At 30.5% G+C, this 12,668-nt stretch carries 13 protein-coding genes; 10 read left to right on the forward strand and 3 right to left on the reverse strand.

Annotated features, from left to right (window positions below; translation table 11 throughout):
• Nucleotides 1-31: 31 nt before the first annotated feature.
• The gene (locus tag EC396_RS11465) at nucleotides 32-1,921 is read left to right on the forward strand and encodes a cytochrome c3 family protein (RefSeq protein ID WP_129366828.1); all 1,890 of its coding nucleotides are present in this window, start codon (nucleotides 32-34) and stop codon (nucleotides 1,919-1,921) included.
• A 60-nt stretch (nucleotides 1,922-1,981) separates the two neighbouring features.
• Here EC396_RS11465 and EC396_RS11470 read toward each other — a convergent pair whose 3' ends face one another.
• Genes EC396_RS11470 through EC396_RS11480 form a run of 3 tightly spaced genes read right to left on the reverse strand, consistent with a single transcriptional unit; the run spans nucleotide 1,982 to nucleotide 4,706 of the window.
• A complete protein-coding gene (locus tag EC396_RS11470) occupies nucleotides 1,982-3,022 on the reverse strand; it encodes a GMP reductase (RefSeq protein ID WP_129366829.1) in 1,041 nt (346 codons plus the stop codon).
• Between the two features lie 12 nt (nucleotides 3,023-3,034).
• A complete protein-coding gene (locus EC396_RS11475) occupies nucleotides 3,035-3,949 on the reverse strand; it encodes a bifunctional UDP-sugar hydrolase/5'-nucleotidase (protein WP_129366830.1) in 915 nt (304 codons plus the stop codon).
• A gap of 4 nt (nucleotides 3,950-3,953) precedes the next feature.
• Entirely contained in the window at nucleotides 3,954-4,706 is a 753-nt protein-coding gene (locus EC396_RS11480) for a 5'-nucleotidase C-terminal domain-containing protein (RefSeq protein ID WP_129366831.1), read from the reverse strand.
• A 54-nt stretch (nucleotides 4,707-4,760) separates the two neighbouring features.
• Here EC396_RS11480 and EC396_RS11485 point away from each other — a divergent pair, with 54 nt between their 5' ends.
• From EC396_RS11485 to EC396_RS11525, 9 genes are all read left to right on the forward strand, one after another.
• A complete protein-coding gene (locus EC396_RS11485) occupies nucleotides 4,761-5,282 on the forward strand; it encodes a hypothetical protein (protein WP_129366832.1) in 522 nt (173 codons plus the stop codon).
• Between the two features lie 51 nt (nucleotides 5,283-5,333).
• Complete coding sequence (gene dapA, locus EC396_RS11490; protein ID WP_129366833.1) at nucleotides 5,334-6,209, forward strand: 4-hydroxy-tetrahydrodipicolinate synthase; 876 nt, start codon at nucleotides 5,334-5,336, stop codon at nucleotides 6,207-6,209.
• 31 nt (nucleotides 6,210-6,240) lie between these two features.
• Nucleotides 6,241-6,759, forward strand: a complete 519-nt coding sequence (locus EC396_RS11495; RefSeq protein ID WP_129366834.1) for a ferritin — start codon at nucleotides 6,241-6,243, stop codon at nucleotides 6,757-6,759.
• Between the two features lie 116 nt (nucleotides 6,760-6,875).
• Entirely contained in the window at nucleotides 6,876-7,703 is an 828-nt protein-coding gene (locus EC396_RS11500; RefSeq protein ID WP_129366835.1) for an outer membrane protein assembly factor BamD, read from the forward strand.
• Nucleotides 7,693-8,019, forward strand: a complete 327-nt coding sequence (locus EC396_RS11505; protein ID WP_129366836.1) for a DNA-directed RNA polymerase subunit omega — start codon at nucleotides 7,693-7,695, stop codon at nucleotides 8,017-8,019. The genes EC396_RS11500 and EC396_RS11505 overlap by 11 nt, the downstream gene beginning before the upstream one ends.
• On the forward strand, nucleotides 8,020-9,234 hold the full coding sequence (gene coaBC, locus EC396_RS11510) for a bifunctional phosphopantothenoylcysteine decarboxylase/phosphopantothenate--cysteine ligase CoaBC (RefSeq protein WP_129366837.1): 1,215 nt from the start codon (nucleotides 8,020-8,022) through the stop codon (nucleotides 9,232-9,234). It begins immediately after the preceding gene.
• The gene (locus tag EC396_RS11515; protein ID WP_129366838.1) at nucleotides 9,227-10,114 is read left to right on the forward strand and encodes a DUF4835 family protein; all 888 of its coding nucleotides are present in this window, start codon (nucleotides 9,227-9,229) and stop codon (nucleotides 10,112-10,114) included. Before coaBC ends, EC396_RS11515 begins: the two co-directional genes overlap by 8 nt.
• Before the next feature lie 22 nt (nucleotides 10,115-10,136).
• On the forward strand, nucleotides 10,137-11,789 hold the full coding sequence (gene recN, locus EC396_RS11520; protein WP_129366839.1) for a DNA repair protein RecN: 1,653 nt from the start codon (nucleotides 10,137-10,139) through the stop codon (nucleotides 11,787-11,789).
• Nucleotides 11,790-11,830: 41 nt separating this feature from the next.
• Nucleotides 11,831-12,646: an enoyl-ACP reductase gene (locus EC396_RS11525; RefSeq protein WP_129366840.1), complete on the forward strand. Its 816-nt coding sequence runs from the start codon at nucleotides 11,831-11,833 to the stop codon at nucleotides 12,644-12,646.
• Nucleotides 12,647-12,668 lie beyond the last annotated feature (22 nt).

Genomic DNA, 12,668 nt, shown 5'->3' on the forward strand with positions numbered 1-12,668 from the left:
TTGCGTAAGTTTGTTGCATTACATTTTTTTCATGAAAAGAGGCGTTTTTAGAATCGGAATATTTACGTTGATACTAATGGTGTCAGTTGTTTTATTTTTTTTATTGAAGAATGAAAAATCATTACTTTCAGAAAATTCAGCGTATAAAACTTTAAAAGTTGCTTCAAAAGAATCTTGTCTACAATGTCATCAAAATACCAAAGGATATGCTAACTATCACAATCCCGATTTAATAGGGTGTTCTAGTTGTCATTTAGGAAATATCAATTCAACAGAAAAAGAAATTTCGCATAAAGGAATGGTTTTAATTCCGGGTAATTTAATTGATGCAAAAGAAACCTGCGGAAAATGCCATCCCAACGAATTGCGTAAAATTGAAAATTCATTAATGACGACCAATAGTGGTTTGGTGGCCGTTGATAAATTTATTTTTGGCGAAGCAGATTCACCCAATTACCAATATCATATTCAATTAATTAAAAATTCTCCAGCCGATAAACATATTAGAGATTTGTGTGCCAATTGCCATTTAGGTGCTGATAAAAAGGAATTTGGAGCAATTACCCAATTGAGTAGAGGTGGAGGTTGTAACGCTTGTCATTTAAATTATTCTGATGAAGCAAAAAAGGATTTGGAAACCTATATTGCTTCAAATAAAAAGCGGTTACCAACAAATCATCCAGCTACCAATATTTTTGTAAAAAACGAACATTGTTTTGGATGTCATAGTAGATCTAGCAGAATATCAACCAATTATGAAGGTTGGCAAGAAACTTTGTTAGACGAAAATGAGGTTTTAAATAAAAAGGGTTTTAAAGTTTTTGAAGATAAACGTGTGTATAAATATATTGAAGAAGATGTGCACCACAAAAAAGGATTGTTGTGCGTAGATTGCCATTCGTCTCACGAAGTAATGGGTGACGGAAAAAAATATACCCACGAAGAACAGGCTGTAAAATTACAATGTGCCGATTGTCATTTTAAAGAAAAACCAAACACAATACCTTACGATTCTTTAGATGCAGAAAGTTTGTTGGTGTTTTTGCATAGAGATTATAAACATTCTGATAAACAAATAATTTCAGTTAAAAATGATGGCCATCCGTTGGTAAATACTTTTGTAAACAAAGATGGAAATGCTTTTTTAATTGGAAAAGGAGATGGGCAGTTACACCAATTAAAACCACAATCTGAAATTTGTTCTAGAGACAACGCGCATAAAAACGTGAGTTGCGCAACTTGTCATAGTTCTTGGACATCACGGTGTATAGGCTGTCACAATGAATTTGATAAAGATGAACCGCGTGCTTTTGATTTATTAGATAAAAAATATGGAAAAGGTCAATGGAAAGAGTATGTATCTGAGTTTTCTTCATCTTTACCTGCAATGGGTGTGCGTGAAAATGCAGAAAGAAAACACATTGAGCCAGCAGTTCCGGGAATGATTTTAACCATTGATAAAGGAAGTTATGTTGGAAAAGAAATTGGGACAGATGTTTCTTTTCATAGGTTGTATGCGCCAAATTCTCCACATACCACGGTTTTAAAAGCAAGAGATTGTAAAAGCTGTCATACAAATTCTACTGCTCTGGGTTATGGAAATGGTAAATTAAAATATGAAATAAAAAATGGAGTAGGGCAATGGCAATTTACACCTGAATATGAATTAAACACAAATGATCATTTACCCGAGGATGCTTGGATTCCCTTTTTAAAGCCAGTTAAAAAAGGTGTTGTAAACTCAACAAGAACAGATTTTAGGCCATTTTCAGTAAAAGAACAACAGCAATTGTTGCTAGTTGGTGCTTGTTTACAATGTCACAAAGAAGATGGTAAAGTAATGCAACAAACTTTGGTTGAAGGAATTGAACCATTTTTGAAAAAATTAAACGAAAAGTGTATTTTGCCTACTTGGAAATAAATTTTTCTTATAAAGGTAAAAGTAACTCTTTCAAAAATGATTCAATTTTAAATGACTTTTTTATTCTGAAAAAATTTCGTTGTGTTGTTCCTGAACTCTAATAAAAGTAGTTCTTTTAGTTAATTCTTTAAGTCTGTTTGCACCCACATAAGTACAGGTAGAACGCAATCCGCCTAAAAAATCCTGAACCGTATTTTCAACACTTCCACGAAAAGGAATTTGAACAGTTTTACCTTCTGAAGCGCGATATTCAGCAATACCACCTACGTGTTTGTTCATTGCAGTTTCAGAACTCATACCATAAAATTGTTTGAATTTTTGACCATTAATTTCAATGGTTTCACCGCCACTTTCGCTGTGTCCGGCAAGCATACCGCCCAGCATAACAAAATCTGCACCACCACCAAAGGCTTTTGCAATATCACCTGGTATTTTACAACCACCATCAGAAACTATTTGTCCGCCCAAACCATGAGCAGCATCTGCACATTCTATAATTGCCGATAATTGTGGATAGCCAACACCAGTTTTAACCCTGGTTGTACAAACAGATCCAGGACCAATTCCAACTTTAACAATATCTGCACCTGCCAATAACAATTCTTCAACCATTTCGCCGGTAACCACGTTTCCTGCCATTATTACTTTGTCTGGATATTGTTCACGTGTTTTTTTAACAAAATTCACAAAATGTTCAGAGTAACCGTTGGCAACATCAATACAAATAAATTTCAAAAGCGGATTTTGTTTAAAAATTTCAGCTATTTTTTTTGAATCAGCTTCACCAGTACCAGTGCTTACAGCAATATAATCTATAATTTTGTTGCCGTTTGTTTGCATAAATAAATTCCATTCTTCAACAGTATAATGCTTGTGAATTGCAGTAAATATTTTATGTTTAGCCAATGCTACAGCCATTTCAAAAGTTCCAACTGTATCCATATTTGCTGCCATAATTGGCACGCCATTCCATTTGTAATTACTGTGTAAAAAAGTAAAATCTCTATCTAGAGTTACTTGTGATCTTGAGCTTAATGTAGATCGTTTTGGACGAATCATAACATCTTTAAATCCCAATTTTATATCTGTTTCTATGCGCATATTGTGTTAATTTTATACAGTTATACTTATTCCTTCGCTTTCTTTATTTTTGTTGCTGTCAAAATAAAAATCGACTCTACCAACATTTAATCCATAGCAACCTACCTGATTTACCAATACATTTTTGCCAATACTATTTTTTACAATGGTAGGTTTTGGTAAAAAAGTATGTGTATGACCACCTATAATTAAATCAATATTTTTTGTTTTTGAAGCAAGTACTAAATCACATATTTTTTCGGAGTCACCTTTGTATTCATAGCCTAAATGAGAAAGACAAATTACCAAATCACATTGTTCATCTTCTTTTAAAATCCGACTCATATCCTGAGAAATTTCAACAGGGTCAAGGTAAACAGTTTCTTTATACATTCTGGGGTCTACCAAGCCTGTTAAATTAATTCCTAAACCAAAAACGCCTATTTTAATTCCTTCTTTTTTAAAAATTTTGTACGGTTTTACGTGGGTATCTAAAATGGTATTTTTAAAATCGTAATTAGATGATATAAAATCGAATTTAGCATGTGGTAATTGAGCAAATAATCCATCTATACTATTGTCAAAATCATGATTTCCTATAGTGGCAGCATCATATTTTAACATACTCATTAATTTAAATTCAAGTTCTCCACCATAAAAATTAAAATACGGTGTGCCTTGAAAAATATCTCCAGCATCTAGCAACAAGGTATTTGGGTTTTCTTTTCTAATGTTTTCAACCAAAGTTGCTCTGCGTGCAATCCCTCCTAAATTTGGATATTTATAATGGTTGCTTTCAAAAGGTTCAATATGACTATGTACGTCATTGGTGTGTAAAATAGTGATTTGTGTTGGTTTTGCCGATAAACAAGATTGCATTGAGAGTCCGCCCAATGTTAAAAAAGCAGTAGCGGCTGAGGATTTTTGTATAAATTTTCTTCTCTTCATTTTCTTAATTTTTAACTATAAATCGCCCGTCTAATTCAACTTTAATGGTATCTATTTCTGCAAAATAATCAATAATAGCATTTCTAAGTTTGTAATCGAGTTTTGTTAAATTTATAGGATTTTTGAAAAAATTCATGCTGTCTCCTCCATTTTGTAAATAATCGGATGTTAATACAAAATAGGTTTTAGACTTGTCAAAAGGAATGTTGTTAATAATTAACTTATATTCTGTATTTGTAAGTGTTAAGTTAAATTGTTTTGAAAGCGGGTGTGCCAAATTTTGCTGAATTAAATAAGCAACCATTTCTTCTATTTTTTTAGCAGTTAGCTCAACAACAACCAAAGCATTTTCAAAAGGCATTAGGTTAAAAGCATTTTGAGTTGTAATGTTGCCTTTTGTAATTCCGGCTCTAATACCACCATAATTAAATAAAGCAAAATCAATGTTGTTACCAGTACGTGATTTAAAAACAGGATTGGCTCTTTGGTAACACATATCTGCAAATAAATTTCCAAGAGAACTTTCTAGTTTGCCATCAGTTCTTATCAAATCTGTTGGAGTGTAACTTAATACTTTGCTCATTTCAGAATCTACAGCAGTTTTATAGGGTTTTATATAAGCTGTAATTGTAGTGTCTGTTAATATTTCTTCAGTTATGGCTAGCTGTTTTCCTTCAATATTTTTTAATTGCTGAGGTTCCTTTTTACAGTTTGCTAATGATAGAACTGTAAAAATGAAAATAAATATTTTTTTCATTGTTGAAATGCTGATGGATTTTAATTAGATTTGTCAAATTAACGGTAAATATAGATGATTTTTACAGGATTTAAACGAAAAAGTGTTCAATTATTTTTCAATAAACATTTAACTGAATTTCCAGGGAATTCTCGTGAAAATAATGATGGAAAAGTAAAAAATGTACTTGTTTTTATGGATGATATTTCTTTAAAATCAACTATTTTAACTGATCTGAAAACCATTTTAAATATTCCTGAAAATGATATTGAGATATTGCTTTTTCAGAAAAAAATCAAAAAAAATCAAGAAGATGAAAATTTATTTTCTCCAAAAGATTTTGGTTGGTATGGTAAAATTAAATCCGAAAAATTATCAAATATTTTAACAAATAAGTACGATTTGTTAATTAACTATAGTAAAGTTGAAAATATATATAGCAACTTATTAATATTGCAAAGTAAAACGGCACTTAATGTTGGTTTTTCACATTTAGATAAGCGTTTTTACGACTTGATTATAAGATGTGACAAATCTGATATAGCTTTGTTTAATAATGAATTGAAGAAATATTTAGCGATTTTAAAGAAAATTTAAAATAACTATTAAAGGTTCTGTTTGATATTTAAAAATAATAAAAAGGGATAAATGAAAGAATTGTTTGGAACAGGAGTTGCGCTTGTTACGCCATTTAATGAAGATAATACAGTAGATTTTCAGGGTTTAGAGCGTTTGGTGAACTTTCAAATAGATAATGGTGTAAATTATTTAGTTGTTTTAGGAACCACAGGAGAACCTGCAACTTTAACAGCTGAAGAAAAAGAACAAGTTAAGGCAACAATTATTAAGGTAAACAATGGTAGACTTCCATTGGTTATTGGTATTGGAGGTAATAATACTATGAATGTTGTAAACGAAATTAAAACATCAGATTTATCAGCTTTTTGCGCCATACTTTCAGTTTCTCCATATTACAATAAGCCTACGCAAGAAGGTATTTATCAGCATTTTAAAGCTATTTCTGAAGCCAGTCCGCTACCAGTTATTTTATACAACGTACCAGGTAGAACAGGTAGAAATTTTGAGCCAAAAACCATATTAAGGTTGGCAAACGATTTTGAAAATATTGTTGCAGTTAAAGAAGCTGCAGGTGATATGCTGCAAGCTATGCGTATTATTCAAAATAAACCAGCAGATTTTATGGTAATTTCTGGAGATGATATGATTGCACTTCCAATGGTTTTAGCCGGTGGAGTAGGTGTTATTTCGGTAATTGGACAAGGTTTGCCAAAAGATTTTTCAGCAATGATTCAATATGGATTGGATAAAAATATTGATGAAGCAAATAAATTACAATACAAAATTATGGATAGCATAGATTATATTTTTGAAGAATGTAATCCATCAGGAATAAAAGCTTTGCTAAACAAGTTAAATGTTTGTAAAAACAATGTTCGTTTACCTTTAGTTGCAGCTTCTTTTGAATTGCAACAAAAAATCGATAACTTCGTTGAAAATTATTAGATATCAATTTCAAATTAAAAAATAAAATAATATGTTATCAGAAAGAATGCAATCCGTTTTAAATAATCAAATAAGAATTGAAGCAGAATCTTCTCAAATATATTTAGCAATGGCTTCTTGGGCAGAGTTAAAAGGTTTAGAAGGTGTTTCTCAATTTATGTATGGACAATCAGATGAAGAGCGTCAGCATATGCTTAAATTTTTCAAATATATTAATGAGCGTGGTGGACATGCCAAAGTTTCTGAATTAAGTGGTCCAGCACTTGAATTTGGTTCTATAAAAGAAATGTTTGAAACTTTATTTAAACACGAAATTTTTGTGTCACAAAGTATCAATGAGTTGGTTCATATATCATTAGAAGAAAAAGATTATGCAACGCATAACTTCTTACAATGGTATGTTGCAGAACAAATTGAAGAAGAAGCACAAGCAAGAACTATTTTAGATAAAATTAACCTGATTGGAGACGATAAAGGAGGCTTGTATTTGTTTGATAATGACATTAAACAATTAACAGTTGTTAGTTCTGTAGCGCCAACTGCGCCATAATTAACAAACAATTAAGTTTTTTAATCAATATTTTTTCGAAAACCACGTTATTTTTGTGAATTATTCTCGTGAAAAAATCATTTTAATAATTCATAATAAATAACTAATTTTGCCAAATGCAAAAAAATAAGATTTATATTTTCATTTTATTGGTTGCCTTAGGGATTTCTTCCTGTGGTGATTATAGTAAAGTACTAAACAAAGGTACTGCACAAGAACAATATCAAATGGCTACAGATTTGTATGAAGCTCAAAGTTATACAAAGGCAATTGGTTTGTTTGAAAAAATCACCCCATTTTATAGAGGAAAACCACAAATGGAGCGTATTCAATTTATGATTTCACAATCATATTACAATACCAAACAATATAAATTGTCTGCATATTATTTTGATAAGTTTGTTAAAAACTACCCTTCAAGTTCTAAAGTTGAAGAAAGTGCTTATTTAGCAGCTTACAGTTATTATTTATCATCACCAATCTATAGCTTAGATCAAAAAGATACGCACGAAGCTTTAAATGCACTGCAAAATTTTATTTATAAATATCCTGAGTCAGACAAAGTACCTGAAGCCAATGCCAATATTAAAGATTTAACTTTTAAATTGGAAAAAAAGGCTTTTGAAATTGCAAAACAATATTACAATATGAGTGATTTTATTTCTGCAATTACTTCATTTGATAATTTTTTAGGTGAATATTTAGGAACTTCTTATAAAGAAGAAGCTTTATATTACAGATTTATGTCTTCATATAAATTGGCCATAAATAGTTATTATTTAAAAAAAGAAATGAGATTACGTGATGCTATAAAGGCACATGATAAATACAAGAAAAGCTTCCCTAACGCTGAAAATTTAAAAGAAACTGAAAAGTTAGTTGAAGAAATAAACGAGGAAATTAATTTATTTACAGCACAAAAAACGGAAAATAATGGATTATAAAAACACAAAGGCAGCTCCTACTACAATTACTTATGATAAAAATAAGATTGAAGCTCCAACTCAAAATATTTATGAAGCTATTACAATTATAGCTAAAAGAGCTGAGCAAATTAGTGGTGATTTAAAAAGTGAGTTAATTGAAAAGTTAGAAGAATTTGCAACTTATACAGATAGCTTAGATGAAGTATTTGAAAATAAAGAGCAAATTGAAGTATCTAAATTTTACGAAAAATTACCAAAGCCTACTGCAATTGCTGTAGAAGAGTGGTTACAAGGTAAAATTTACCATAGAAATCCAGACGAAACTCAAAAATAAATGGCAATTTTAAGCGGTAAAAATATACTATTAGGTGTTACTGCTGGTATCGCTGCTTATAAAACTGCCAGTTTAGTTCGACTTTTTATAAAAGCAGGTGCAAACGTTAAAGTTGTAATGACACCTGCTTCTAAAGATTTTGTTACTCCATTAACATTATCTACACTTTCACAAAACCCAGTTTATTCAACCTTTTTTGACAAAAGTGATGAAGAGGATGAAGAATGGAATAGTCACGTAGAATTAGGCTTATGGGCCGATTATATGGTGATTGCTCCTGCAACTGCAAATAGTTTGTCTAAAATGGCAAATGGTGTTTGTGATAATTTGTTATTAGCGGTTTACTTATCTGCAAAATGTAAGGTGTATTTTGCTCCTGCAATGGATTTAGATATGTATCAGCATCCAACTACACAATTAAGTATTGAAAAACTACAAAGTTTTGGAAATGTTTTTATACCACCAGCTACAGGTTTTTTAGCAAGTGGTTTATTGGGTGAAGGTCGTATGGAAGAGCCTGAAAATATTCTTTCATTTGTAGAAAATGATATTTTAAGAGGAATGCCATTGTATAACAAAAAAGTGTTAATTACAGCTGGCCCTACTTATGAAGCTATTGATCCAGTTCGTTTTATAGGCAATCATTCTTCAGGTAAAATGGGCTTCGAATTGGCAAAACAAGCAGCTAGTTTAGGTGCAGAGGTGTATTTAATTTCTGGCCCTTCAAATGAAACCATAAGCAATTCACAAGTAAATAGAATTGACGTAGTGAGTGCTGAAGAAATGTACAACGAAGTTCATAAATATTATAAACAAGTTGATATTGCAATACTTTCTGCAGCAGTAGCAGATTACAAACCAAAAGAAATTGCAGTTCAGAAAATTAAAAAAGCTACAGATTCAATAACCATTGAGTTGGTAAAAACACATGATATCTTAGCTTCATTAGGAAAAGAAAAAACATCACAAATTTTAGTTGGTTTTGCGCTAGAAACAAACAATGAAATTGAAAATGCAAAAGCCAAATTGAATAAGAAAAATCTAGATTTTATTGTACTTAATTCATTGCAAGATTCAGGAGCAGGATTTAAAGGGAACACAAATAAAGTCACGATTATTGATAAATTCGAAAATATTACTGAATTTAGTTTAAAATCTAAAGCTGCAGTAGCCGAGGATATTTTTAATAAAATACTTCAAGGAATTTATGCGTAAACTATTTCAAATACTTATTGTTTTTTTTTCAGTATCTCTTTGTAATGCCCAAGAATTAAACTGTTTATTGTCAATAAATTCAGATAATATTCAGGGTACGAACAAACAGGTTTACACTACTTTAGAAAATGCATTGAAGGAGTTTATGAACCAAACTAAGTTTACGTTTTACAATTATAAAACACAAGAACGTATAAATTGTAGTATGACAATTACAATTTTAGAGCAAAATGGTGATAATTTTGTTGGTAATATTCAAGTTCAATCTTCTCGCCCAGTTTATAATTCAACTTATTTATCTCCGGTATTTAATTTTAAGGATGTTAATTTTGGATTTAAGTATCAAGAATTTGAACCTTTATTATACAATCAAAGCGAATATCAGTCTAATTTAGTATCTATAATGACTTACTATGCTTATATTATTTTAGGTATGGATGCTGATACTTTTTCTTTTGGTGGAGGTATGCCTTTTTTTGCAAAAGCTCAGGATGTAGCAGTACAAGCACAACAAAGTGGTTATACTGGTTGGAATCAAAGCGATGGACCAAGAACTCGTTTTATGCTTATAGACAATATTATGTCTCCAGCATACAGTTTATTTCACAATGCTTTGTATAAATATCATTTGCAGGGAATGGATTTAATGATTAGTGACCCTAAACTTGCAAAAGAAAATATAGCTAAAGCAGTTAACAGTTTAAAAACATTATACGATGCACGTCCAGCATCTTTTGTATTGCGCGTGTTTTTTGATGCAAAGTCTGATGAAATAGTAGATATTTTTTCTGATGGTCCTAATTTTGATACTTTTAAACTAAAAGAAGATTTGCTTAAAATGTCTCCATTGAATGCTGAAAAATGGAATGTAATTAAGTAATTTTGAAAAATAAATTACAAAAATGCTTATAAATCTTTCTATAAAAAATTATGCCTTAATAGATAGTCTATCTGTTAACTTTAAAGATAAATTATCTATTATTACAGGTGAAACAGGTGCGGGTAAATCTATATTATTAGGCGCTCTTGGTTTAGGCTTAGGAAATAGAGCCGATGCATCTACTTTAAAAGATGCTTCTAAAAAATGCGTAATTGAAGCTCAATTTTCAATTTCAAATTACAATTTAAAACCTTTTTTTGAAGAAAATGAATTGGATTTTGAAGATGTTACCATTATAAGAAGAGAAATTCTTCCAAGTGGAAAATCCAGAGCATTTATAAATGATACACCAACAACTTTGCAGGTGTTAAATGCATTAAGTGAAAAACTAATTGATGTTCATTCTCAACATCAAACATTACAATTGTCAGATGTTCAGTTTCAATTTCAAATTATTGATGCACTTGCAAACAATGCTGCAAAAATTGAGTCGTATAAAAGAGGTTTGATTCTTTTTAATAAACTTAAAAGTGAATTGAATGATCTTAAATTAAAGCAAGAAAAAGCCAAAGAACAATACGAATACAATTTGTATTTGTTCGAAGAATTAAATAAAGCTGCTTTTAAAATTGATGAACAAGAAGAAAACGAGCAAGAATTAGATAGATTAAACAATATTGAAGATATTAAATTAAATCTTTCTGAGGCTCAATCGGTTGCCTTAAATGAAGAAATTGGTTTGCAATCGATGTTAACTTTGTTTACATCAAGTTTAAGTAAAATAGCTTCTTTTTCAAAAGAATATGAAAGTTTGTATAATAGGGCTTTAAGTTTAAAGATAGAGTTTGATGATATTGCTTCTGAAATTGAAGATTTTAATGAAAATGTTGAATTTGATGCTTCAGCTTTAGAAAAATTAAACGATAGATTGCAACTTACCTATAATTTGCAAAAAAAACATGGTGTAAGTACAATTGCAGATTTACTTGAAATTCAAGAAGCACTTTCTGTAAAAGTTGATGCTGTCACAAATTCTTCAGCAATAATAGCTGAAAAAGAAAATGAAGTAAATGAAGTTGCTAAAAAAATAGATGAATTGGCAAAAAGTATTTTTCAGCAAAGAGAAAAAGCAATTCCTGTTTTAATTGAAAAATTAGAAAGTAGTTTAACTAATTTGGGAATGGAAAACACCCGTTTTCAATTTAAATTATCACATTCAAAACAATATTTTACAAACGGTAAAGATGAACTTCAATTGTTGATTTCGGCAAATAAAGGAATGAATTTTGGTGAATTAAAAAAGGTTGCATCTGGAGGCGAAATGTCTCGAATTATGTTGTCTGTAAAAGCCATACTTTCTACCTATTTAAAACTGCCAACCATTATTTTTGATGAAATAGATACAGGCGTTTCAGGTGATGTTTCTCAAAAAATGGCAGATATTATGCAAGTAATGAGTGAAAATATGCAAGTTATTACAATTACGCATTTACCTCAAATTGCTGCAAAAGGACAGCAACATTACAAAGTGTATAAGCAAGATATTGAAAATGATATAGTTACGCAGTTGAGGATGCTTGATAAAGAGGAGCGTATAATGGAAATAGCTGAAATGTTAGGAGGTAAAAATATTTCTTCAACAGCAATTGAGCATTCAAAACAGTTATTAAATTAAGAATTTACTATATTTGCAATTCGAAATATTAAAATTTTTATATGTACAACCTACTAAAAGGTAAAAAGGGAATTATTTTTGGAGCATTAGATTCAAATTCTATTGCTTGGAAAGTCGCTGAAAGAGCTCACGAAGAAGGAGCTGAATTTGTATTAACAAATGCCCCTGTGGCAATGCGATTTGGAACAATTGATGAACTTGCAAAAAAAACAGGCTCGCAAGTTATTGCTGCTGATGCAACGTCATTAAAAGATATTCAAAATTTAGTAGACCAATCTATGGAGATTCTAGGTGGTAAAATCGATTTTGTTTTACATTCTATAGGTATGTCTGTAAATGTTCGTAAAGGAAATCATTATACTGATCAAAATTACGAATATACTAAAATTGGATGGGATGTTTCTGCTGTATCATTTCATAAAGTATTGTCTGTTTTGTATAAATCAGATGCTATGAATGAATGGGGTAGTGTAGTTGCATTGTCGTATATGGCTGCGCAAAGAGTGTTTCCAGATTATAATGATATGGCTGATAATAAAGCTTATTTAGAATCTATTGCTCGTAGTTTTGGATATTTCTTTGGAAAAGATAAAAAAGTACGTGTGAATACAATTTCTCAGTCTCCAACATTAACTACTGCTGGAAAAGGCGTTAAAGGTATCAATGGGTTTTTAAATTATGCTGAAGAAATGTCGCCACTTGGAAATGCAACTGCTTTGGAATGTGCGAATTATACAATTTCATTGTTTTCAGATTTGACTAAAAAAGTGACCCTTCAAAATTTATTCCATGATGGTGGATTCTCAAATGTAGGAGTTAGCCAACAAATTATGGAAGCTTGGGAAAATAAAGAATAATTGATATACATATTTATAAAAA

It is taken from the genome of Lutibacter sp. HS1-25 (assembly GCF_004121075.1).
Taxonomy (GTDB): domain Bacteria; phylum Bacteroidota; class Bacteroidia; order Flavobacteriales; family Flavobacteriaceae; genus Lutibacter.

Bases quoted from the DNA above. Each gene is read 5' to 3' on its own strand.
- EC396_RS11465 (WP_129366828.1), top strand. From the start codon at position 32: ATGAAAAGAGGCGTTTTTAGAATCGGAATATTTACGTTGATACTAATG.
- EC396_RS11470 (WP_129366829.1), bottom strand. From the start codon at position 3,022: ATGCGCATAGAAACAGATATAAAATTGGGATTTAAAGATGTTATGATT.
- EC396_RS11475 (WP_129366830.1), bottom strand. From the start codon at position 3,949: ATGAAGAGAAGAAAATTTATACAAAAATCCTCAGCCGCTACTGCTTTT.
- EC396_RS11480 (WP_129366831.1), bottom strand. From the start codon at position 4,706: ATGAAAAAAATATTTATTTTCATTTTTACAGTTCTATCATTAGCAAAC.
- EC396_RS11485 (WP_129366832.1), top strand. From the start codon at position 4,761: ATGATTTTTACAGGATTTAAACGAAAAAGTGTTCAATTATTTTTCAAT.
- dapA (WP_129366833.1), top strand. From the start codon at position 5,334: ATGAAAGAATTGTTTGGAACAGGAGTTGCGCTTGTTACGCCATTTAAT.
- EC396_RS11495 (WP_129366834.1), top strand. From the start codon at position 6,241: ATGTTATCAGAAAGAATGCAATCCGTTTTAAATAATCAAATAAGAATT.
- EC396_RS11500 (WP_129366835.1), top strand. From the start codon at position 6,876: ATGCAAAAAAATAAGATTTATATTTTCATTTTATTGGTTGCCTTAGGG.
- EC396_RS11505 (WP_129366836.1), top strand. From the start codon at position 7,693: ATGGATTATAAAAACACAAAGGCAGCTCCTACTACAATTACTTATGAT.
- coaBC (WP_129366837.1), top strand. From the start codon at position 8,020: ATGGCAATTTTAAGCGGTAAAAATATACTATTAGGTGTTACTGCTGGT.
- EC396_RS11515 (WP_129366838.1), top strand. From the start codon at position 9,227: ATGCGTAAACTATTTCAAATACTTATTGTTTTTTTTTCAGTATCTCTT.
- recN (WP_129366839.1), top strand. From the start codon at position 10,137: ATGCTTATAAATCTTTCTATAAAAAATTATGCCTTAATAGATAGTCTA.
- EC396_RS11525 (WP_129366840.1), top strand. From the start codon at position 11,831: ATGTACAACCTACTAAAAGGTAAAAAGGGAATTATTTTTGGAGCATTA.